Genomic DNA, 20,991 nt, shown 5'->3' with positions numbered 1-20,991 from the left:
GGCTCATTTCCGAAGCGTTACCTGGCAATTGCTGCAGCATTGCCCTCTTCCGCGTTCTTCGTCACAGTTGTGGCGGGACGCCGCACGTACATCACCCAGGTGAGCCACGCGGCGAAGACGTAGGACGCCAGGAACATCCAGTAAGCCGATGTTTCGGTGCCGCTGTGCAAGTACGACTCGCGTAGCGCCATGTTGATGCCTACTCCGCCCAGAGCGCCCACTGCTGAACAGAAGCCGATCAGCGAACCCGACATGGCGCGTGCCCAGTGCCGCCGCTCGGCCTCGCCGACGTTCAGAGAGCGGCTACGTGCCTCGAAGATGGACGGGATCAGCTTGAACACCGACCCGTTGCCCATGCCGGCCAGGATGAACAATGCGATGAAGCACAGCACATAGCCGATCAGGGTGAGACTGCCACTGCGTGGCGCGATGTCGTCATGGGTGCTGATGGCCACGAGTAATCCGGCGGCCACAATCATGCCGCCGAGCACTCCCAGGGTCACGCGACTTCCGCCGATGCGGTCTGACAACCGGCCGCCGTAGATCCGCGCCAGCGAGCCCAACAGTGGTCCGACGAAGGCGATCTGAGCGGCGTGCAGCGAGGCGTGCTTGACCGTCTCGCCATGTTCGGAGAAGTTGACCTGCAACACCTGGCCGAACGCGAATGCGAACCCGATCCATGATCCGAAGGTGCAGATGTAGAGCAGCGAAATCACCCAGGTGTGCCGTACGAAGAGCACCGAGCGCAACGTGTTCAGCTCGACGCCATGCTCGAGATTGTCCATGAACAGCGCCGCGGCGATACCGGCAATTGCCAGCAGCACAAGGTAAACCGCGCACACCCAGTACGGAGCCTGGTGACCGGCGATGGCGAAGGCCAACAGCCCCGCGAGTTGGATCACCGCCACCCCGAGGTTTCCCACCCCGGCGTTGACGGCCAGCGCCGACCCTTTGAGCCGCTCCGGATAGAAGGCGTTCACATTGGCCAGCGACGCCGCGTAATTGCCGCCGCCGAGTCCGGTCATGGCCGCGCACAACACATATGGCCACAGCGGCAGGCCGGGATGGGACAGCAGCGCGATCGTCAGACCGGTAGGGATCAGCAGCACGAATGCCGAGAACGTCGTCCAGTTGCGGCCGCCGAAGCGGGCGATGCCCAGGGTGTATGGGATGCGCGCGCAGCCGCCGACCAGGGTGGCGACGGCGCCCAGCAACAGTTTGTCGCCGGCCGAAAATCCGTATACCGAGGCGGGCATGAACAGGGTCATGACCGACCACAGCGTCCAGATGGAGAACGCGACGTGATCGCCGGCCACCGTGCAGAGCAGATTGCGCCTGGCGATCTTGTCGTTCCCGGCCTCCCATGCCTTGATGTCTTCGGGATTCCAGTCCGCGATGCGGTGGTTGCGGCCCATAGGCTGGTTGACCTTTCCGGGCGCCGCGATGGGCACCATGAAGTGAAGAGGGTTGCGCCGACGTTGGTTTCGATGCTCACATCGGGCGCCGAAGGCAGTCAACTCAAAAGGGCCGCCAGGGACTGAAAGTTGCGTTCCAGTTTTCTGGCAGATCGCTGTAAGCCACGAAATGTGGTCAATTCGAGTGAGATTCGCTACACACTGGCGGCCGGTGTCAGCGCCGAATGGGAGTTTCGCGACCCCTGCCGACGCGTGGTGAGCGCCGCACTGCCAGCTGACGGCGCTCCACCAGTTGGGGGAGAGAACTTCATCCCCCCAATCCCCCAGCCGGCGTAGAGACGTGTGGCGCGCGCCACACGAGAGTGGTGGGCGGGCCCAGACATCGGCCGCAACAGCGAGGGAACGGATCACAAATGTCGTATCTAGTCGTTGCCCCAGAGGCTATTTCGTCAGCAGCGGTTGATCTTGCCGGCATCGGTTCGGCACTGCGTTGGGCGAATGCGGCGGCCGCGGCTCCGACGACACACGTCATCGCCGCCGGCGCCGACGAGGTGTCGCAGGCGCTCGCGTCGCTGTTCTCCGGTCATGGTCAGACGTATCAGAGCCTTTCCTCTCAGCTGTCGACGTTGCACGACCAGTTCGTGCAGGCGCTCAACTCGAACGGCAACCTGTACGAGCGCGCCGAGGGGGCCGGCGTAGCGCAGCTGCAGCACCTCCTCGATTCGGTTAACGCGCCCACCGAGGCGGCGATGGGCCGACCCCTGATCGGTAACGGCGCTGACGGCGCCGCCGGTTCGGGTGCCGACGGCGGCGCAGGCGGGATCCTTTGGGGCAACGGCGGAAACGGCGGATCGGGTGGGTCTGGCCAGGCCGGCGGTGCGGGCGGCGCGGCCGGACTGATCGGCAGCGGCGGCGCGGGCGGTGCCGGCGGTGCGGGTGCCAATGGCGGCTCCGGCGGCCGCGGCGGATGGCTCTACGGCCAAGGCGGCAACGGCGGCAGCGGCGGCGCATCGACGTCGGTCGGCATGGCTGGTGGCAACGGAGGGTCCGGTGGAAGCGCCGGGCTGTTCGGCACAGGTGGTAACGGCGGTCATGGCGGTGCCGGGATGTCCGGCGCAGACGCCGTCAACCCGGCATCGGTGACCGACCCGGGCCTCAATGGCGAGGACAGCATGAGTAACCAGGTCGGTCAGACCGGAGCCGCCAGGGGTGGCCTCGGTTCCCCCGGCTCGCCCGGCACCGTCGGCGTCAATGGCGGCGACGGCGGTAACGGGGGCAGCGCTGACGTCACCAAAACCCCGGGCCTCACCACAGGAGCCGACGCCATCTCCGGAAGCGGAGGTAAAGGCGGTACCGGAGGTGCCGGCGGGGCGAGTGGCGGCGACGGCGGTACTGCCGGCTACGCCCGCGCCGTCGACGGTGGGGCCGTCGCGGCCTTCGGTGGCAAGGGCGGTGACGGTGGCGTCGGTCTGGACGGACAGGCCGGCAGCGCCGGCGGCGCCGGCGGTGCAGGGGGCCGTGGCGGATTGTTGATCGGCAACGGCGGCGATGGCGGCCTCGGCGGCTTCGGTGGCCGTGGCGGAAACGGTTCCAGCGGCGGATCCGGTGGTAACGGCGGCGGGCACTATCCGATTGACTCGTCTTCGACGAACGCCGCCTACAGCTCCGGCGGCAACGCGTTCGCCGGGTTCGGTGGACGGGGCGGCGGTGGCGGCGAGGGAGGTCACGGTGGCCAGGGTGGCGCCGGCGGCGCCGGTGGGAATGCCGGTGCCGGCGGTTGGCTGGTCGGCGACGGTGGAGTCGGCGGCCACGGTGGCGCCGGCGGTGCCGGCGGCATCGGCGGTACGGGTGGCACCGGTGGGAATGGTGCGGCCGGCGGCAACGTCGGTGCACCCGACGGCATCGCGTTCGGCGGCTTCGGCGGTGGCGGGGGAGACGCCGGCCACGGCGGCGACGGAGGCGACGGGGGCAACGGTGGTTCCGGCGGTGCCGGCGGACGCGGCGGCCTCGTCGGTTGGGACGGCGGGGCCGGCAGCTTCGGTGACGGCGGAGCGGGGGGTGCCGGCGGCTCGCGGGGTGGCGCCGGTACCGGTGGTGCTGCCGGGTTGGGGCTCGGGTCTGTCGGCTACGAGGGCATGGCCGGACCCGACGGGCTCAGCACCCCGGACTTCGACGGAGCCGACGGCACTACCGGTTACCCCGGCCCGACAGTCAAGCGCGCGTGAGCTACACGTAGGCAAGGCCGGTGCGGCCGGCAGTGGCCGAGGTCAACGGCCTGCGCACGTAGATGAGCCAGGTCAGCAGTGCAGCGGCGATGTAGCATCCGACGAAGACCCAGAACGCCGATGTGGCGGTCCCGCTGCTCGAATACGATTGGCGCAGTGCGAGATTCACGCCGACACCGCCCAGCGCACCCACCGCTCCGGCGAAGCCGATCAGGGCGCCGGACATCGAACGCGACCACTGCCGTCGTTCGGTCTCACTCAACGGCATTGAGTGGCTGCGCGCTTCGAAGATGGACGGGATCATCTTGTAAACAGAGCCGTTGCCGATGCCGGACAGGATGAACAGCGCCACGAAGCCCACGACGTAGCCGATCATCATCGAGGCCGGCGCCGGCCCGGTGCGGTGCTCGCCGAAAGTGCTGACGCTTACCAGAATTCCGGCTGCCAGGATCATCGCGCAGAACGCGCTCAGCGTGACCCGCCCGCCGTCGATGCGGTCGGCGAGCCGGCCCCCGTACACGCGCGACAGCGAGCCCAGCAGCGGTCCCAGAAATGCGATCTGGGCGGCGTGCAGGGAGGCCTGAGCGGTGCTCTGGCCGCTGGCGATGAAGTTGATCTGCAGCACCTGACCGAACGCGAAGGAGAACCCGATGAACGAGCCGAAGGTGCCGATGTAAAGCGCGGAGATGACCCAGGTGTGCGGCTCGGCAAGCATCTTGCGCATGGTGTCGAGCTCGATGCGGTACTGCTTGAGGTTGTCCATGTACAGCGCCGCGCCGATCCCGGCCACCGCCAGGAGCACCAGGTACACCGCGCAGACCCAGTACGGCCGGCGGTCGCCGAGTGTCGCGATCACCAGCAGGCCGACCAGCTGAATCATCGGAACCCCGAGGTTGCCCCCACCGGCATTGAGTGCCAGCGCCCAGCCTTTGAGTCGTTGCGGATAGAACGCGTTGATGTTGGTCATGGAGGAGGCGAAGTTGCCGCCGCCCAGTCCGGCCAGCGCGGCGCACACCAGATACGGCCACCGCGGCAACCCTGGATTTGCCAGCAGCGCAATGGTTCCGACGGTCGGAATCAGCAGCACCACCGCGGAGAAGACGGTCCAGTTGCGGCCGCCGAACTTCGCTGTGGCGAAGGTGTAGGGGAATCGCAGGCAGCCACCGACCAGCGTCGCCGTGGCACCCAGCAGGAACTTGTCGCCGGCGGAGAATCCGTACACCGACGCCGGCATGAACAGCACCATCACCGACCAGATCGACCAGATGGAGAATCCGACATGCTCGGCGAGCACCGACCAGATCAGGTTGCGCCGGGCGATGTCCTTGTTGCCCGCCTCCCAGGCAACCACGTCTTCGGGATCCCAATCGGAGATAACGTGCGAACGGCGGGCGAACATGAAGACTCCTAACGTCATCGACCTCGCCGCTCACGCTAGAAATGCATTGTTGCCCGGGAGCTTCCGTCAGCGACCCGGGCGTGTGAACTTCAGCTCACCGCACCGCGACCCGCGGTGTGAGGCTTACCAGACGTCTCCGTCGCGCCAATCGCACATCAGCTCCGCGGAGGTGTCCAGGTTGACGCTCACCGGCAGGACGAATACCGAATCGTCGTCATCGGGAGTACGGGCCGGGCCGGTGGGAGCCAGCACCGACGTCGGGCCGAGCCAGGGCAACCAGCCGCGGGCCGAATACAGCCCGCGGGCGCGGTCCGAGGAACTGAGGGCGCCGAGTTGGTAGGCGCCGCGCATCACCTGTTCGACACCGTCGAGCAGCGCGTGAACCAGCCCCTGGCCGCGCCAATCCTCGCGTACCGCAACGCCTTCCACGTATCCGCAACGCAGCGCGTGGTCCCGGTAGATCAGCCGCCGCTGCACCACCGCGGCATGCGCGATGATGGCGCCGTGGTGCCAGACCAGCGCGTGCATCCCACCCAGCGTGTGTTCCCAGTCGGTGTCGGTGAAGTCGCCGGCGAATGCCGTGGTGACCATCTGGTAGATGCTCTGGCGCGTGTGCGTGTCCAGATCGGCGGTGTGGACCAGGCGTGCGGTGTGCACGGTGCTTGTTCTACCAGGCCGGCCCTAGTCTGTCCGCCGCGGCCGCGCCCAGTGCAGTCGCACATGTTGTCCGGGCCGCACCTGGGCGGCCTTGTCGATGTCCTCGTCGACCACCACGCCGATCACCGGGTAACCGCCGGTGACCGGGTGATCGGGGCCCAGAATCACCGGCAGCCCGTTGGGTGGAACCTGGATCGCGCCGCGGGTGGCGCCCTCGCTGGGCAGCTGCCGGTCCGGTTCGCGGTGGCGCAGCGGACGCCCGACGAGGCGCATGCCTACCCGGTCACTGCGGTCCGAGGCGACCCAGTCGGTATGGACCAGGGTGTCGGGGTCGGCGAACCAGTCGTCGCGCGGCCCCGGTATCACCAGCAGTTCGACCGCGTCGGTGGTGAAGGCGGCCACCGGGGCCTGGTCGAGTTCGGGGTAGTCGTCGGTGTGTTCGCCGACCGGCAGCACGTCGCCGGCCTGCAACGGCAACGGGCCGATCGCCGACATGACGTCGTAGCTGCGCGAGCCCAGCACCGGTGTCACGCAGATGCCCCCGCGCACCGCCAGATAGGTCCGCAAACCCGCCCGCGGCGTGCCCAGCGAAATCACCTGCCCGTCCCGGACGTGGTGAATGCTGTTGGTGCCGAACATGATTCCGTTGACGGTGGGATCGGTGTCGGCACCCGTCACGGCGATGTCCAGGTCGCCTCCCCGCACCCGGGCGGTCAGACCGCCGAACGTCACCTCCACGGTGGCACGGTCGTCGGGATTGGCGACCAGCCGGTTGGCCAGCGTGTGCGAGCGGCGGTCGGCGGCCCCGGACGGGCCGACGCCGAGGTGTGCCAGGCCGGCGCGGCCGAGGTCCTGGAGAACCGCCAGCGGTCCGGTGCGCAGGATTTCCAGAGTGGTGGTCATGACGTGCCTTTCACCCGGCCCGGAACCGCACCCAGCGGCCTTGCGTGAGCAGTGCCGGATCGCGGCGATCGATGTCCCACAACACCGCGTCGGTGTGACCGATGATCTGCCAGCCGCCCGGTGACTGCCGCGGATAGACCGCGCTGAACTCGCCGGCCAGCCCCACGGCGCCGGCCGGCACCGAGGTCCGCGGTTCGGCGCGACGGGGCACGCGCAGGCGCTCGTCACCGCCGATCAGGTAGGCAAAGCCGGGAGCGAACCCGCCGAACCCCACCCGCCACCGGGTGCCGGTGTGCGCGTCGATGACCTGCGCGGGGCTCAGGCCGGTGTGGCGGGAGACGTGGGCCAGGTCCGGACCGTCGTAGACGACATCGATCACGATGTCGTCGGCCGGGTCGCCGGCGTCGGCCCCCATTTCTCCGCGGGCCACCCGCAACCGTCTGATGCGCTGGCGGGTGACGCCCTGGAATCGCGGTCCGGCGAGTTTCACCAGGACGGTGACCGAGGCTGGGACGACGTCGACAACACCCGGCAACCGCGCCCCCCGCAGTGCCTCCGTCCACGCCAAAACCTCGCTGGTGCTGTCGCATTGCAGGATCAGGGCTTGGTCGCCGTAGTCGGCCACGGTGGTTACCACGTCGAGGCCCCCCGAGAAATCGGTGATCTCCGTCACACTCATCTTTCGACGGTAGCTCCGGGTTCCGGCCGCGTGCGAGCGATTTTGGGCACTGCCAGAGCTGCCTTAGCGAATGCTCAGAGCGCCATCAACCCAGGATCTTCGCCAACTGCGGGGGCAGCTGATCGGCGACCACGGGATAGCTCAGCGGCGACGCGAACGCGATCGCTCCGGCCAGGTCCTTGCCCGTGAAGATGTGACGCTTCTGCGCGGTCACCTGCGCCGCGGCCACCTCCGGGTCCGCCAGCAGCGCCTGCTCCTCCTCGGGGCTCTCCGTCGACCAGATCACCACGTCGGCGGCATCCAGCACGTCCTTGATGTGATCGCGCGGTATCACCGCCCGGTGGTCGGTGGCGTAGGGCTTGATGCTGTCGGCCACCACCAGACCCATCTGATTCAGGAAGTCGGTGCGCCAACCCGCCACGGTCGCCACGACCGTGCCCTGCCAGAGTCGGCCCTGCATGAGCAGCGCCTTCTTGCCCTTCCACGCCGGGTTCTTCTGCGCCACATCGGTGAATTTGCCGTCGACCGCGTTGACCAACGACTTCATCTGGTCGGCCTGGAACACGGCCTGGCCGATCGCGGTGGCCTGGTCCTTCCACGGCTCGAAGAACGCGTCGCCGTCGGACTGGGCGATGGTCGGTGCGATCGCGGACAGCTTCTGGTACGTGTCGGCGTCCAGGCCGGCATTCGTCGCCACGATCAGGTCCGGTTTGAGGCCGGCGATCTGGTCCACCTGTATCCCGTTATCCAGGTTCAGCAGAACCGGTTGTGCCGCACCGAGTTTCGGCTGTGCCCAGGGCCACACCCCGAACGGCTGATCGCCGAACCAGTTGGTCACGGCGATCGGCACCACACCGACGGCCAACAGGTCGTCCTGTTCGGTGTAGCCGGCGCTCACCACCCGTTTGGGCGGTTCCTTGACGACGGTCTGACCGAACAGATGGGTTACTGTCACCGAGCCGCCGCCGGCCGATCCGGGCGCCGGCTTGGGGTCGGAACACGCAGCAAGCAGCCCGGCAAACCCGGCGGCCTGCAAAAATCCGCGCCGACTCCATCCCTGCTGCTGCACAGCGTGAGAGTATCGCGTGTCTCACCGGGCCGTCAGTTACGTGGCCGGGGCGCGGGTTTATAGCCGTCCCAAGGGGAGTAATCGGCGATCAGTTCTTCCTGCGGCGGACGCTGCCCGGCGGGCACGTGCTGCAGGTTGATGCGGATCCGGTACCAGATCGAACTGGGCCCGCGCATGCCGTCGACCAGCACGTCGACCGGCTGCAACAGCGCAGCCGCGGCGGGATGCCGGTCCCGCCAGGTGTCCAGCGCGGCCATCGCCTCGTCCCTGGTCTTGGTGCGGGCGACCTCGATCAGCGGCATCACCGACTGTCGCCTGCCGTCGGCGGACTTCTTGGCGCCGCGCGGCGCCTTCTCCGGCGGGCCGAGTTCCTCGGCCAACCCCAGCAACTGCTCCAAGCTGCCGCTCACGTCGTCCATGCCGGCCCAGGGGTCCCCGATCTCGGCGAACCGGCCGGGAACGGTGGCGATGGTGAACTTTTCCGGGCGGCAGTCGGGGACCTCGTCCCAGCGCAGCGGCGTCGACACCCGCGCGTCCGGGGTGGCACGCACCGAGTACGCCGACGCGACCGTGCGGTCCTTGGCGTTCTGGTTGAAGTCGACGAACACGCCCTCGCGTTCCTCCTTCCACCACCGGCTGGTCGCCAAATCCGGTACCCGCCGCTCGACCTCGCGCGCGACGGTCTGCGCGGCCAACCGCACCTTGGCGAACGGCCAGTGCGGGGCGATGCGGGCGTAGACGTGGAAGCCGCGCGATCCCGACGTCTTCGGCCAGGCCGTCAGGCCGTGATCCTCGAGCACTTCCCGGGCCACCATCGCCACCTCGACGATGCGGCGCCAGTCGACGCCGGGCATCGGGTCCAGGTCCACCCGCAGCTCGTCGGGGTGCTCGAGATCGTTGGCGCGCACCGGATGTGGGTTCAGGTCGACGCAACCCATATTAATCACCCAGGCCAGTCCCGCGGCGTCGTGGATGACGGTCTCGTCGGCCGAGGTGCCGGAGGCGTACCGCAACGTGGCGACGTCCACCCACTCCGGTCGATTGGCGGGCGCGCGCTTCTGGAACACCGCCTCTTCGGTGATGCCCTTGACGAAGCGCTTGAGAATCATCGGCCGGTCGGCAACCCCGCGCAGGGCGCCGTCGGCCACGCTCAGGTAGTAGCGGATCAGGTCCAGCTTGGTGGTGCCCCGATCCGGAAATACGACCTTGTCCGGATGCGTGACGCTGACCTCGCGGCCGCCCACGTCCACCGACACGGGTTTGGTCATAGAACTCGATGGTAATTCGGTGGAAACCTACCGATCGCTTTGCGACCTCCGTCACATATGGTGAGGAACATGCCTAACCTCAGCGACCTGCCCGGGCAGATCCCTGCCAAGATTCAGCAGTACGTCGAACGCGGCGCTGCCGAACTGCACTACGTGCGCAAGATCTTCGAAGCGGGCGCGTTCAAGATCGAGTCGCCGCTCAAAACTGCCGCCATGGCGGCCGACATCGCCAAGTGGGGCGAGTTCGGCATGCTGCCTTCGCTCAACGCCCGCCGCCATCCCGATGCCCGGGCCGTCATCGACGAAGAGGGCTCGATGACGTACCAGGAGCTGGACGAGGCCGCCCACGCGGTGGCCAACGGCCTGATCGAGATGGGCGTCAAGGGCGGGGACGGGGTGGCCATCCTGGCCCGCAACACCCGGTGGTTCGTCATCGCCAATTATGGCGCAGCCCGGGCCGGCGCCCGCATCATCCTGCTCAACAGCGAATTCTCCGGGCCGCAGGTCAAAGAGGTCTCCGAGCGCGAAGGCGCCAAGGTGATCATCTACGACGACGAGTACACCAAGGTCGTCAGCAAGGCCGAGCCGGAGCTCGGCAAGTTGCGGGCGCTGGGCACGAATCCGGACAGCGACGAGGACTCAGGCAGCACCGACGAGACCCTGGCCGAGCTGATCGAGCGCAGCAGTAAGGAACCGGCGCCCAAGGCCAGCAAGCACGCGTCGATCATCATCCTGACCAGCGGAACGACCGGCACGCCGAAGGGCGCCAACCGCAGCACCCCGCCGACGCTGGCGCCGGTGGGCGGCATCCTCTCGCATGTCCCGTTCAAGGCCAACGAGATCACCTCGCTGCCCGCGCCGATGTTCCACGCGCTCGGCTACCTGCACGCCACCATCGCGATGTTCCTGGGCTCGACGCTGGTGCTGCGCCGCAAGTTCAAGCCGCCGATGGTCCTGGAAGACCTGGAGAAGCACAAGGCGACCGCGATGGTCGTGGTGCCGGTGATGCTGTCGCGGCTGCTCGACACGATCGAGAAGATGGACAAGAAGCCCGACCTGTCACACCTGAAGATCATCTTCGTGTCCGGCTCACAGCTGGGCGCCGAGCTGGCGCAGCGCGCACTGAAAGACTTCGGCCCCGTCATCTACAACATGTACGGCTCCACCGAGATCGCCTTCGCGACCATCGCCGGGCCGAAGGATCTGGAGAAGAACCCGGCGACCGTCGGTCCCGTCGTCAAGGGCGTCAAGGTCAAGATCCTCGACGACAACGGCAAGGAGAAGCCGCAGGGCGAGGTCGGGCGGATCTTCGTCGGCAACGCCTTCCCGTTCGAGGGCTACACCGGCGGCGGTCACAAGCAGATCATCGACGGCCTGATGTCGTCGGGCGATGTCGGTTACTTCGATGAGCACGGCCTGCTGTACGTCAGCGGCCGCGACGACGAGATGATCGTCTCCGGCGGCGAGAACGTGTTCCCGGCCGAGGTCGAGGACTGCCTCAGTGGGCATCCCGAGGTGGTGGAGGCCACCGCGATCGGCGTCGAGGACAAGGAGTGGGGCCACCGGCTGCGTGCCTTCGTGGTCAAGAAGGACGGCTCGGACGTCGACGAGGACACGCTCAAGAAGCACGTGAAAGAGGAGCTGGCCCGGTACAAGGTGCCGCGCGAGGTCATCTTCCTCGACGAGTTGCCGCGCAACCCCACCGGCAAGATCCTCAAGCGCGAACTGCGCGAGCTGGACGTCGACTCCGACGCCGACAAGGAGAAGGCCAACGACAAGGCCAAGGACCTCGCCAAGGACGCCGAGAAGAAGGCCGACTAACACTGGCGAGCAGACGCGAAGTCGCGCTATTCGTGCCGAATTCACGCGACTTCGCGTCTGCTCGCGCCTCTTGGCTAGGGGTCGCGGGGGAGCCCGAGCAGGCGCTCGGCGATGATGTTGAGCTGGACCTCCGAGGTGCCGCCGTAGATGGTGGTGGCCCGGCTGGACAGCAGGAACTCACCCCACTTGCCCTGCGGGGTATTCGGATCGGCGATGACCGCGTCGGTGCCGAAGGACGACACCGCGAATTCGGCGTAGCCCTGGCCGGTTCGCATGGACAGCAACTTGGAGATTGCGGCTGAGGGCATCGCGTCGCCGCCGGCCAGGGTCAGCAGCGTCGACCGCAGGTTCAGCACCTTGGCGGCGTGCCCCTCGGCGATCAACTGGCCGGCGCGGTGCCGCGCGACCTGGTCGAAGTGGCCGTCCCGCACGAACTCGACGAACTGCGGCAGACTGGCCAAGAAGTTCAGGTCGCTACCGCCGATCGAAACCCGTTCGGCGGTAAGGGTATTGCGGCTGACCTCCCAGCCCCGGTTCACCTCGCCCAGCACGTACTCGTCCGGCACGAACACGTCGTCGATGTAGACGGTGTTGAAGAACTCCTGCCCGGTGAGCTCGCGCAGCGGCTTGACCGTCACGCCCTCGCTCTTCATGTCGAGCAGAAAGTACGTGATGCCCTGATGCTTTGGGGCGTTTGGATCGCTTCTCGCCAGCAGCGCGCCCCACTGGGAGAATTGCGCCGCGGTAGTCCAGATCTTCTGGCCGGTGATGCGCCAGCCACCGTCCACCTTGGTCGCCTTGGTGGACAGGCCGGCCAGGTCGGATCCGGCGCCGGGCTCGGAAAACAGTTGGCACCAGACCATTTCGCCGCGGAAGGTCGGAGGCAGAAAGCGCTGCTGCTGCTCCTCGGTACCGAACGCGACGATGGACGGGATGATCCAGGCGGCGATGCCGACCTGCGGCCGCTTGACCCGCCCGGCGGTGAACTCCTGGGCGATGATGACCTGCTCGACCGGGCTCGATGCCCGGCCCCACGGCTTGGGCAGATAGGGGAGCACCCACCCGGCCTCGGCGATCGCGACTTTGCGCGCCTCGCGGTCCATCTCCTTGAAGGCGGCTACCTCGGCGCGGATCTCGGCGCGCAGTTTTTCGGTGTCGGGATCCAGATCGATGTCCACCGCGCGCATGCCGGTGGTGGTGGCCGTATCGACCACGCGTTGCGGGTACTCCGAGGCGCGGCCGAAGCAGGCCGCCAGCAACAGGGCGCGGCGGTAGTACACGTTGGTGTCGTGCTCCCACGTGAAGCCGATGCCGCCGTGCACCTGAATGCAATCCTGGGTGCACCGCTGCGCGGCGGCCGGCGCCAGTGTCGCCGCCACGGCCGCTGCGAAGGCAACGTGGGTGTCCTCGCCCGTCTCGTCCAAAGCACGGGCCGCGTCCCACACCGCGGCGGTGGCCCGCTCGGTGTCGGCGATCATCTCGGCGCACTTGTGCTTGATGGCCTGGAACTGGCCGATCGGCCGGCCGAACTGTTCGCGGATCTTGGCGTAGGCGGACGCGGTGTCGGTCGCCCAGCGCGCCACCCCCACCGCCTCGGCCGAGAGCAGTGTGGTCATCAGCGCGTGGGCCTTGGTCATGCTCAGGTCGGCCAGCACCACGTCGTCGCCCACCTCGACCGCGTTGGCGCAGACATCGGCGACGGGCCGCAGCGGGTCGATGCTTCGCACCGGCCTGATCTCGAGCTGGTCGGAGCGCAGCACCACCCACTCTTCCCCGCTGTCGATGGCGACCGGCAGCACCAGGATGGAGGCCTGCGCGGCCGCGGGCACCGCGCGGACTTCGCCGCGGATCACCAGGACGTCGCCCTGCCGGGTGGCCGTCAGTCCCGAGTCCAGCGCATAGGCGCCGATGGCCGCGCCGGACGCCAGTTCGGCGAGCACCTTGGCGTCGGGGTCGTGCGCGGCGATCAGCGCGCTGGCGATCGCCGACGGCACGAACGGTCCCGGCACCGCGCCGTGACCGAATTCGGCGAGCACGATGGCCAGCTCGAGGATGCCGAAGCCCTGGCCGCCGACGGATTCGGCCAGGTGCACCCCCTGCAGGCCCTGCTCGGAGGCTGCCTGCCAGTACGGCGGCGGATTGTCGAGTTCTGTTGAAGGCGTCTCGAGCGCCGCATGCAGCACTTCGGACGGCGCTACCCGCGCCACGAAGGACCGCACTGAATCGGCCAGGTCTTGATGTTCAGGGGTGATCGCGATCGGCATTGGTCGCCTTCCCATCGGGTCCGTTTCGGCCAAGCACCTTCCAAGCTAACAACCAGTGGGTTGGTTGACGACAGCGGTTCGGCTCAGGGCCAGCGCTGCCCGATCCACTCGGCGATGGTGTCGGCCTGCTGATCGCGGGCGCCCGGGGTGGTGAAGTAGTGATCGGTGTCGATGGCGGCCTGCGATTTGTCGGTGCCGGCCAGTGCGTCGAAGATGCGCTGGGCGTCGGACGGGAAGACGCCGGTGTCGGCTTCGGCGTTGATCACCAGCGCCGGGCAGGTGATGCGATGCAGGTGCGGCTCGGCCCGGGTCTGCGCCACCCGCAGGCTCCACATACCCAGCCAGTTGCGCAGCGTGCAGGCCGCGGCGATCCCGAAGGCGGAGCGGTTGGCTTTGATCGGCGGGCCGGCATAACACGAATTGGGTTGGCGTTTGGTGGGTTCGATGGTCGGGTCGACCATGCGCGGGTCCGCCCAGGTGCGCATCACGGTGAACGGGCGGTCAGAGAAGCCGGCGCCGCGCACGCGGGTGAGTTCGGCCTCGGCCCAGTCGGTGATGGCGTGGTTGCGCGCCACCTGTGCCGCCCGATAGCGCTGCACGAACTCCGGCGAATACGGCGGACCGTTCTGCTCGTTGAACAGGTCCAGCTCGGGATCCGTTGCAACGGGATCATTTTCGTCGATGACGGCACCGTCCATCCAGGCGGTGAGGACGTCGGGCCGCCCGGGATGGGCGGCGGTGGCGACGTAGCCGTCGGCGGCCGGCAGTTCGGTGATACCGTCGGCGGGCCGCATGCCCTCCAGCGGCGTCACGTTCGGCTCGACCGCCTGCGACTGATACGCCGACATCAGTGAACCGCCGCCCGAATTTCCGAGCAGCACAACCGTTTCCGCGCCGGCAACGTCTCGTAGCCAGCGCACTCCGACGCCGATGTCGACCAGGGCGTGATCGAGCAGGAAGCTGCTCTCGAAGCCGCGGAACCGGGTGTTCCAACCCAGGAATCCGATGCCGCGCGCTGCCAGGTACTCGGCGATGTAGTGCTCGGAGAAGTCGATCTGATAGTGCGTGGCGATCATCGCGACCTTCGGCCGCTGCCCGGCGGCGTGGTGGTAGAGACCCTGACAGGGGTGCCCGCCGGCGCCGGCCCGTCCGGCGGTGCGCGACGGCAGTCCGATGAACTCGCGGATGATCTCGGTCAAGGGCGTTGCTCCTCGCTGTAGATGGCGCGGTAGTAGATGTTGGCCAGGGTGCGGATGCAGGCCTCGTCGTCCGGCGGGTCCGGGCGGGTGAGCTGGATGTAGCAGAACTGGTTGAACATGGCGACGATCGCCTCGGCCAGCAACTGCGGGTCGTCCTGCGGGCAGTAGCCTTGCCGCTGCGCGCGCCGGACCGAGTCTGCGATGAATGAGATTGGGATCGAACACATCTCGGCCCAATGCTCGGCGAAGTCCGCGTTGACCATCGCCAGTTGCGACACGCTGATCATCTCCGCGAGCCGGTGCCGGTAGGTGTGCCAGTGCGCGGCAGCGGCCTGGTGTGCCCGCTCGCGCTCGGACAGCCCGTGCTCGGTCACCGCCAGTGCGCGTTCGCCGGCCTCGTCGCGGAAGCGCAGCGCCCATTGGCGCACCATCGCCTCTTTGGAGTCGTAGTAGTTGTAGAACGACGCCGCCGAGCGGCCGGCCTCGGCCGCGATGTCGGCGATGGTCGTCGCCAGAATGCCTTTGCGTGCGATCACCGTTCGGGCGGCGGCGTCGATAGCGGCCTGGGTACGCCGCCCGCGGTGCGTGGGGAACTGGGGCTCCGCCCGTTCTGCCGCGGTCACCTGGCACCTCCCGGGATCTGAATCTGATGTTAGATTCAGGTACGGATCATAACCAGGGGAGCCGCACCATGATCAAGCCGCACAACACCAACAGCGAGTTCGAACTCGGCGGTATCAACCACGTCGCGCTGGTGTGCTCGGACATGCAGCGCACGGTGGACTTCTACAGCAACGTCCTCGGCATGCCGCTGATCAAGTCGCTCGACCTGCCCGGTGGCGCGGGCCAGCACTTCTTCTTCGACGCCGGCAACGGCGACTGCGTCGCGTTCTTCTGGTTCGCCGAGGCGGCCGACCGGGTGCCGGGCATCTCGTCGCCGGGCGCCCTGCCCGGCCTCGGGGACATCACCAGCGCGGTCAGCACGATGAACCACCTCGCGTTTCACGTGCCGGCCGACAAATTCGACGCCTACCGGCAGCGTCTGAAAGACAAGGGCGTGCGGGTCGGACCCGTACTCAACCATGATGAGAGCCCGATGCAGGTGTCGGCCACGGTGCACCCCGGGGTGTACGTACGCTCCTTCTATTTCCAGGACCCCGACGGCATCATGCTGGAATTCGCCTGCTGGGTAAGGGAATTCACCGAAGCCGATACCCCGGCGGTGCCCAGGACCGCGGCCGATCGCCGCCCGCCGGTGACGGCGGGCCGCTAGCCCCCGATACTTTGAGCGTGACCGAGGGCATTCTTTCCGACGAACAGATCGAGGCGCTGAGCCCGCAGCAGCGACGGGAGTTGATCACCCGGCTGGAGAAGCCGGTGAGCGAGCTGGAGGATCCGGAGACCCTGGCGCGGATGCGGCGGATCCGGCTCGGTCTGATCGTCGGCGGTCTGATCGTGATGATCCCGTGGATCGGCTACCTGTCGGTCACGCTTCCGCAGAAGTACGTGGCCCACAACTGGCCCGCCACCTGGATCGGTTTCGACATCCTGCTGCTCGGGTTCATGGCTGCCACCGCGGTGCTGGCGTTCCTGCGCCGGCAGTTGATCGTGCTCACCGGGTTCACCACCGGTGTGTTGCTGATCTGCGACGGGTGGTTCGACCTGATGACCGCCAAGCCGGAGGACGCCGCCTTGTCTGTGGTCACCGCGATGCTGATCCAGGCGCCGATGGCTTATCTGCTGATCTCCGGCGCGCTGCGGATCATGCGTCTGACGTGGTTGCGTCTGTGGCTGCACCCCGAGATGCGGGTGTGGCAGGTGCCGTTGATGCCCTAGTCGGCTGGTAGAGGCTGGGTTCGGTCAGCTCGACCAGCATCGAGGCCAGGAGGTCGGCGAGTTCGTCGGGCTCCATCTTCACTTCGCCATCCAGCCAGGCGCTCAGTGTCTGCCCGACCCCGCCGACGGAGAAGTGTGTTGCCGCCTTGACCCGCTCGTTCTCCGGTGCGCGCAGCATGTCGATCACGTGCCGACCGGTCACCAGCGCAAACAGTGCGCTGGATTCGGCCCGTTTGCGGATCACCACGGCGTTGGCGATCTTGGTGCTGAACACCAGACGGCCGATGCGGGCGTCCTCGGCGACGCTGCGCACCACGACGCCCATCCCGGCGCGGGCCTGTTCATCCGGCGGCCCCGTCGCAGCGGCGGACGTGATGTTGACCGCGAGCTTGGCGATCACCCAGTCATAGACGCGCTCGACGAACTCGTCCTTGTCGCTGAAGCTCTCGTAGAAGTACCGGGCGGACAACCCGGCACGTTGGCAGACGCTGCGGACCGTCAGCTCTGGGTCGTCGGGCGAACCCAGGAGGTCCAGACCCGCTTCCAAAAGTTGGTTGCGGCGCGCCGCAAGACGTTCGGTCGCGTCGATGCCCCGGTAGGGCCGTGCGCTCGGCGGCGTCATGGTGTCCATCTTGACATCGGCATGCTGTACCGGACAATATCAGGAAACACGCGTTGTCAAATTAAGGTGCAATGGCCGGGAGTCGACAATGACCATTCAAGAGACGGTGCGCCAGCGCCTTCCGCACGTGGAGCGCCCGATCTCCGACAATCCGCGGCCGGACGGTAGAACCCGCCGACGGCTGGCTGAGGACTACAGCCTGATGGGTGTGGCGCTACTGGCCGGGCCGGCCAACGTCATCATGGAGTTGTCACGCCCCGGCGTCGGGCACGGAGTGGCGGAGAGTCGCGTCGAGAGCGGGCGCATCGACCGCCATCCCATCAAGCGGGCCCGCACCACGTTCACCTACATCGCGGTCGCCAACGCCGGCACCGACACTCAGAAGGCGGCCTTCCGCCGCGCCGTGAACCGCGCCCACGCGCAGGTCTACTCCACTCCCGATAGTCCGGTGTCCTACAACGCTTTCGATCCGGACCTGCAGTTATGGGTTGCGGCGTGCATCTTCAAGGGCGGCATCGACATTTATCGCACGTTCGTCGGTGAGTTGACCGCCGAAGAAGCCGACCGGCTGTACCAGGAGGGCATGTCGATCGGCACCACCCTGCAGGTGCCGGTGGAGATGTGGCCGGCGGATGTAGCGGCCTTCGACAAGTATTGGCAGGAATCACTGGATAAGGTGCACATCGACGACACCGTCCGGGAATTCCTCTACCCGATCGCGGTAGCCCGGATCAAGGGCGTGCCGCTGCCCGCCTGGATGCGTGCTCCCTTGGAAAACGTCGCGCTGCTGATCACCACCGGCTTCCTGCCGCAACGATTTCGCGACGAGATGCGGCTGCCCTGGAACGACGCCAAGCAGCGGCAGTTCGACGGGTTGATGTCGGTGATCGGCGCCGTGAACGGCCTGGTTCCGAAGGTGGTTCGGCAGTTTCCGTTCAACCTGATGCTCTGGGACCTGGATCGGCGGATCAGGACGGGCCGGCCGCTCGTGTAGCGCCCCGTATTGAAAACGATTATCAAAAGCGTTAACGTCCGAAGTCGGTGTTCGCCGATGGAGGAGTGTTGTGATGGCCACGGTCTGGATGGCGGCTCCGCCTGAAGTGCATTCGACGCTGCTCAGCGCCGGCCCCGGGCCCGGCGCGTTGATGGCCGCGGCGGCGGCGTGGACGGCGTTGAGCACCGAGTACACCGCGGTGGCCGACGAACTCCTGGCGCTGCTGGGGGCGGTGCAGGGCGGGGCGTGGGAGGGGCCGACCGCGGCGCAGTATGTTGCCGCGCACCAGCCTTTCCTGGCGTGGCTGACGCAGGCTGGTTTCACCAGCGCCCAGGCGGCCACCCAACACGAGACCGCGGCCGCCGCCTACGTCAGTGCGCTGGCGGCGATGCCGACGATGGTGGAGTTGGCCGCCAATCATGCGATACACGGTGTGCTCATCGCGACCAATTTCTTCGGCATCAACACCATCCCGATCGCCCTCAACGAGGCCGACTACGCGCGGATGTGGATCCAGGCAGCCACCACGATGGCGACCTACGACGCGGTGTCGAGCGCCGCCGCGGCCTCGACTCCGGCCACCGCTCCGGCGCCGGAGATCGTGGCGGCCGAAGACGACCACGGGGACGACGACCACGGCGATGACCACGATCATGCCGAAGACGACCACGGGGACGACCACGATCATGGCGAAGACGGCCACGAAGACCACGACCACGGGGACCCCACCCCGCTGGACTACCTGGTTGCCGACCTGTTGCGGGCGATCACCGGCGGCCAGATCGACTGGGACCCCCTGGAGGGGACGCTGAACGGCGTCCACATGCACGACATCGCCGACGCGACCCAACCCATGTGGTGGGTGGCGCGCTCCCTCGAGTTCGGCCAGCAGTTCGAGACTTTCGTCCAGCAGTTGTTCACCAACCCCGCCGGGGCGATCGAGTACGTCGTCCAACTCGCCGAGTTCGACTGGCCGACGCACCTGGCTCAGCTGGTTCCGCTGCTGCAATCCCCGCAGCTGCTGTCCTTTGCAATCGGCGGCGCCGTCGCCAACCTCGGTGCGGTGAGCGGCTTGGCCGGGCTGGCCGGACTCGGCGGGATACCGCCCGCGACGGTCGCCGCGGTCGTGCCGCCCGTCGCTGCGGCGACACCTGCCATCGCCGTCGCGGGACCCGCTCCCAGCGTGGTGGCCTCCGCGGCACCTGCCGCGCCGGCGCCGACGACGGCCACCGTCACCAGCACGGTCACCAGCGTGGGGACCGCACCACCGGCCGCCGGGCCGGCTGCCGGCACCGGCTTCCCCTTCCTGGTGGGCGGCGGACCCGGGATCGGATTCGGTTCGGGCATGAGTGCGCGTGCCAGTGCCAGCAGAAAGGCTCCGGAGCCCGACCTGGCTGCTGCGGCGGCCGCGGCGTCCGCACGCGAGCAGGCACGGGAGCGACGTCGCCGGCGTGCGGCGGCGCGCGATCACGGCGACGAGTTCGCCGATATGAATGTGGGCGTTGACCCGGACTGGGCAGCAGACGCCGGGCCCGCGGCATCGGGGACCGGCGCCGGTGGTTTCGGTGGATTCACCGGCACCGTGCGCAGCGAATCCGTCGCCGACGCGTCGGGGCTGGCCACACTGGTTGACGACGAATTCGGTGGCCGGCCGAGGGCGCCGATGTTGCCGCGCACCTGGGATCCCGACGGGGCGTGAGCCGCGCGTAGGGTCGGTTGAGTGCGAAGCGAACGCGACAGCTGGGACATCACAACGAGCGTGGGGTCGACGGCGCTGTTCGTCGCGACCGCGCGGGCGTTAGAGGCCAAGAAGCCGGACCCGCTGGTCGTCGACGCGTATGCCGAACTGTTCTGCCGGGCAGTGGGCGGTTCCTGGGCCGACGTACTCGACGGCAACGCGCCTGACCATGAGCTGCTCAGCGATGACTTCGGTCAGCACTTCGTCAACTTCCAGGCCGCTCGCACGAAGTACTTCGACGCCTACTTCCACCGTGCGGCGGCAGCCGGGGCGCGTCAGGTGGTGATCCTCGCGGCCGGACTGGACTCGCGGGCCTACCGATTGCCGTGGCCGGACGGCACCACCATCTTCGAGCTGGATCAACCGCAAGTTCTCGAGTTCAAGCGCGAGGTGCTCGCCGAGCATGGCGTGCAGCCGCGCGCCCAGCGCCGAGAGATCGCCGTAGACCTTCGCGACGACTGGTCGGCGGCGTTGCAGGACAACGGCTTTGATCCCACGCTGTTTTCCGCCTGGATCGCCGAAGGGCTACTGATCTATCTGCCGGCCGCCGCGCAGGAGCAGCTGTTCACCGGCATCGACGCGCTGGCCACCCTCGGCAGCCACGTCGCCGTCGAGGACGGCGCCCCGATGCCTCCTGAAGAGTTCCAGGCCAAGGTGGAAGAGGAACGCGCCGCCGGGGAGGAGCGCCCCTTCTTCCAGTTGGTCTACAACGAACGCTGCGCGCCCGCCGCCGACTGGTTCGGTGAGCACGGCTGGACGGCGATCGGAACACCCCTGAACGACTACCTGCGGGAGGTCGGTCGGCCGGTACCCGAGCCCGGATCCGAGGCAGCCCCGATGTTCGCCCGCAATACGCTGGTGAGCGCCGCCAAGCCGTAGCGGACGGCTGCGGTTTCTGTGAG

The 20,991-nt window shown here is 67.8% G+C and carries 18 protein-coding genes; 7 read left to right on the top strand and 11 right to left on the bottom strand.

Going from position 1 to position 20,991, the window contains the following annotated elements; translation table 11 throughout:
• Positions 1–17: 17 nt before the first annotated feature.
• Positions 18–1,415 (bottom strand): NarK/NasA family nitrate transporter, encoded by a 1,398-nt coding sequence (locus QXH22_RS11000; RefSeq protein WP_306244489.1) that lies wholly within the window; start codon positions 1,413–1,415, stop codon positions 18–20.
• A gap of 413 nt (positions 1,416–1,828) precedes the next feature.
• Between QXH22_RS11000 and QXH22_RS10995 the strand changes: the two genes are divergently transcribed.
• Complete coding sequence (locus tag QXH22_RS10995) at positions 1,829–3,640, top strand: PE family protein (protein ID WP_306243047.1); 1,812 nt, start codon at positions 1,829–1,831, stop codon at positions 3,638–3,640.
• A 1-nt stretch (position 3,641) separates the two neighbouring features.
• Here the strand turns inward: QXH22_RS10995 and QXH22_RS10990 are convergent, their stop codons facing one another.
• The 6 genes from QXH22_RS10990 to ligD form a co-directional block, all read right to left on the bottom strand.
• Positions 3,642–5,039, bottom strand: a complete 1,398-nt coding sequence (locus QXH22_RS10990) for a NarK/NasA family nitrate transporter (RefSeq protein ID WP_306243045.1) — start codon at positions 5,037–5,039, stop codon at positions 3,642–3,644.
• Positions 5,040–5,162: 123 nt separating this feature from the next.
• Positions 5,163–5,696: a GNAT family N-acetyltransferase gene (locus QXH22_RS10985; RefSeq protein ID WP_306243043.1), complete on the bottom strand. Its 534-nt coding sequence runs from the start codon at positions 5,694–5,696 to the stop codon at positions 5,163–5,165.
• A 24-nt stretch (positions 5,697–5,720) separates the two neighbouring features.
• Positions 5,721–6,599 carry a 5-oxoprolinase/urea amidolyase family protein gene (locus QXH22_RS10980; RefSeq protein WP_306275574.1) on the bottom strand — a complete coding sequence of 293 codons (879 nt, stop codon included), beginning with the start codon at positions 6,597–6,599 and terminating at the stop codon, positions 5,721–5,723.
• A gap of 10 nt (positions 6,600–6,609) precedes the next feature.
• Positions 6,610–7,278 (bottom strand): allophanate hydrolase subunit 1, encoded by a 669-nt coding sequence (locus QXH22_RS10975; protein WP_306275573.1) that lies wholly within the window; start codon positions 7,276–7,278, stop codon positions 6,610–6,612.
• A gap of 85 nt (positions 7,279–7,363) precedes the next feature.
• Positions 7,364–8,347 carry an ABC transporter substrate-binding protein gene (locus tag QXH22_RS10970; protein ID WP_306243038.1) on the bottom strand — a complete coding sequence of 328 codons (984 nt, stop codon included), beginning with the start codon at positions 8,345–8,347 and terminating at the stop codon, positions 7,364–7,366.
• Between the two features lie 32 nt (positions 8,348–8,379).
• Positions 8,380–9,615 (bottom strand): non-homologous end-joining DNA ligase, encoded by a 1,236-nt coding sequence (ligD, locus tag QXH22_RS10965; protein WP_306275572.1) that lies wholly within the window; start codon positions 9,613–9,615, stop codon positions 8,380–8,382.
• Positions 9,616–9,684: 69 nt separating this feature from the next.
• Here ligD and fadD2 point away from each other — a divergent pair, with 69 nt between their 5' ends.
• A complete protein-coding gene (fadD2, locus tag QXH22_RS10960) occupies positions 9,685–11,436 on the top strand; it encodes a long-chain-fatty-acid--CoA ligase FadD2 (protein WP_306243034.1) in 1,752 nt (583 codons plus the stop codon).
• A gap of 74 nt (positions 11,437–11,510) precedes the next feature.
• Here the strand turns inward: fadD2 and QXH22_RS10955 are convergent, their stop codons facing one another.
• The 3 genes from QXH22_RS10955 to QXH22_RS10945 form a co-directional block, all read right to left on the bottom strand.
• The gene (locus QXH22_RS10955; RefSeq protein ID WP_306275571.1) at positions 11,511–13,700 is read right to left on the bottom strand and encodes an acyl-CoA dehydrogenase; all 2,190 of its coding nucleotides are present in this window, start codon (positions 13,698–13,700) and stop codon (positions 11,511–11,513) included.
• 83 nt (positions 13,701–13,783) lie between these two features.
• On the bottom strand, positions 13,784–14,959 hold the full coding sequence (locus tag QXH22_RS10950) for an alpha/beta hydrolase (RefSeq protein ID WP_306276015.1): 1,176 nt from the start codon (positions 14,957–14,959) through the stop codon (positions 13,784–13,786).
• Complete coding sequence (locus tag QXH22_RS10945) at positions 14,896–15,522, bottom strand: TetR/AcrR family transcriptional regulator (protein ID WP_306243030.1); 627 nt, start codon at positions 15,520–15,522, stop codon at positions 14,896–14,898. Before QXH22_RS10945 ends, QXH22_RS10950 begins: the two co-directional genes overlap by 64 nt.
• A gap of 68 nt (positions 15,523–15,590) precedes the next feature.
• Between QXH22_RS10945 and QXH22_RS10940 the strand changes: the two genes are divergently transcribed.
• Both QXH22_RS10940 and QXH22_RS10935 read left to right on the top strand, forming a co-directional pair.
• The gene (locus QXH22_RS10940) at positions 15,591–16,172 is read left to right on the top strand and encodes a VOC family protein (RefSeq protein ID WP_306243029.1); all 582 of its coding nucleotides are present in this window, start codon (positions 15,591–15,593) and stop codon (positions 16,170–16,172) included.
• A 17-nt stretch (positions 16,173–16,189) separates the two neighbouring features.
• Positions 16,190–16,735, top strand: coding sequence for a hypothetical protein (locus QXH22_RS10935; RefSeq protein ID WP_306243026.1), 546 nt, complete (start codon positions 16,190–16,192; stop codon positions 16,733–16,735).
• On the opposite strand, the gene QXH22_RS10930 is transcribed toward QXH22_RS10935, so the two are convergent.
• Positions 16,662–17,357 (bottom strand): TetR/AcrR family transcriptional regulator, encoded by a 696-nt coding sequence (locus QXH22_RS10930; RefSeq protein WP_306243025.1) that lies wholly within the window; start codon positions 17,355–17,357, stop codon positions 16,662–16,664. The genes QXH22_RS10935 and QXH22_RS10930 overlap by 74 nt on opposite strands.
• A gap of 88 nt (positions 17,358–17,445) precedes the next feature.
• Between QXH22_RS10930 and QXH22_RS10925 the strand changes: the two genes are divergently transcribed.
• From QXH22_RS10925 to QXH22_RS10915, 3 genes are all read left to right on the top strand, one after another.
• Complete coding sequence (locus QXH22_RS10925) at positions 17,446–18,351, top strand: oxygenase MpaB family protein (protein ID WP_306243023.1); 906 nt, start codon at positions 17,446–17,448, stop codon at positions 18,349–18,351.
• A gap of 73 nt (positions 18,352–18,424) precedes the next feature.
• Positions 18,425–20,050: a PPE family protein gene (locus tag QXH22_RS10920; RefSeq protein WP_306275569.1), complete on the top strand. Its 1,626-nt coding sequence runs from the start codon at positions 18,425–18,427 to the stop codon at positions 20,048–20,050.
• Positions 20,051–20,071: 21 nt separating this feature from the next.
• Positions 20,072–20,968, top strand: a complete 897-nt coding sequence (locus QXH22_RS10915; RefSeq protein WP_306243019.1) for a class I SAM-dependent methyltransferase — start codon at positions 20,072–20,074, stop codon at positions 20,966–20,968.
• Positions 20,969–20,991 lie beyond the last annotated feature (23 nt).

This window comes from Mycobacterium sp. TY814, from assembly GCF_030755175.1.
GTDB lineage: Bacteria > Actinomycetota > Actinomycetes > Mycobacteriales > Mycobacteriaceae > Mycobacterium.
Note: the sequence above shows the minus strand (reverse complement) of the source record. Positions and strands in the feature narration are given on the sequence as shown.

Excerpts from the sequence above, each read along its gene's own strand:
- QXH22_RS10955 (WP_306275571.1), bottom strand. The coding sequence starts at position 13,700 with ATGCCGATCGCGATCACCCCTGAACATCAAGACCTGGCCGATTCAGTG.
- QXH22_RS10940 (WP_306243029.1), top strand. The coding sequence starts at position 15,591 with ATGATCAAGCCGCACAACACCAACAGCGAGTTCGAACTCGGCGGTATC.
- QXH22_RS10925 (WP_306243023.1), top strand. The coding sequence starts at position 17,446 with ATGACCATTCAAGAGACGGTGCGCCAGCGCCTTCCGCACGTGGAGCGC.
- QXH22_RS11000 (WP_306244489.1), bottom strand. The coding sequence starts at position 1,415 with ATGGGCCGCAACCACCGCATCGCGGACTGGAATCCCGAAGACATCAAG.
- QXH22_RS10975 (WP_306275573.1), bottom strand. The coding sequence starts at position 7,278 with ATGAGTGTGACGGAGATCACCGATTTCTCGGGGGGCCTCGACGTGGTA.
- fadD2 (WP_306243034.1), top strand. The coding sequence starts at position 9,685 with ATGCCTAACCTCAGCGACCTGCCCGGGCAGATCCCTGCCAAGATTCAG.
- QXH22_RS10980 (WP_306275574.1), bottom strand. The coding sequence starts at position 6,599 with ATGACCACCACTCTGGAAATCCTGCGCACCGGACCGCTGGCGGTTCTC.
- QXH22_RS10990 (WP_306243045.1), bottom strand. The coding sequence starts at position 5,039 with ATGTTCGCCCGCCGTTCGCACGTTATCTCCGATTGGGATCCCGAAGAC.
- QXH22_RS10930 (WP_306243025.1), bottom strand. The coding sequence starts at position 17,357 with ATGACGCCGCCGAGCGCACGGCCCTACCGGGGCATCGACGCGACCGAA.
- QXH22_RS10920 (WP_306275569.1), top strand. The coding sequence starts at position 18,425 with ATGGCCACGGTCTGGATGGCGGCTCCGCCTGAAGTGCATTCGACGCTG.
- QXH22_RS10995 (WP_306243047.1), top strand. The coding sequence starts at position 1,829 with ATGTCGTATCTAGTCGTTGCCCCAGAGGCTATTTCGTCAGCAGCGGTT.
- ligD (WP_306275572.1), bottom strand. The coding sequence starts at position 9,615 with ATGACCAAACCCGTGTCGGTGGACGTGGGCGGCCGCGAGGTCAGCGTC.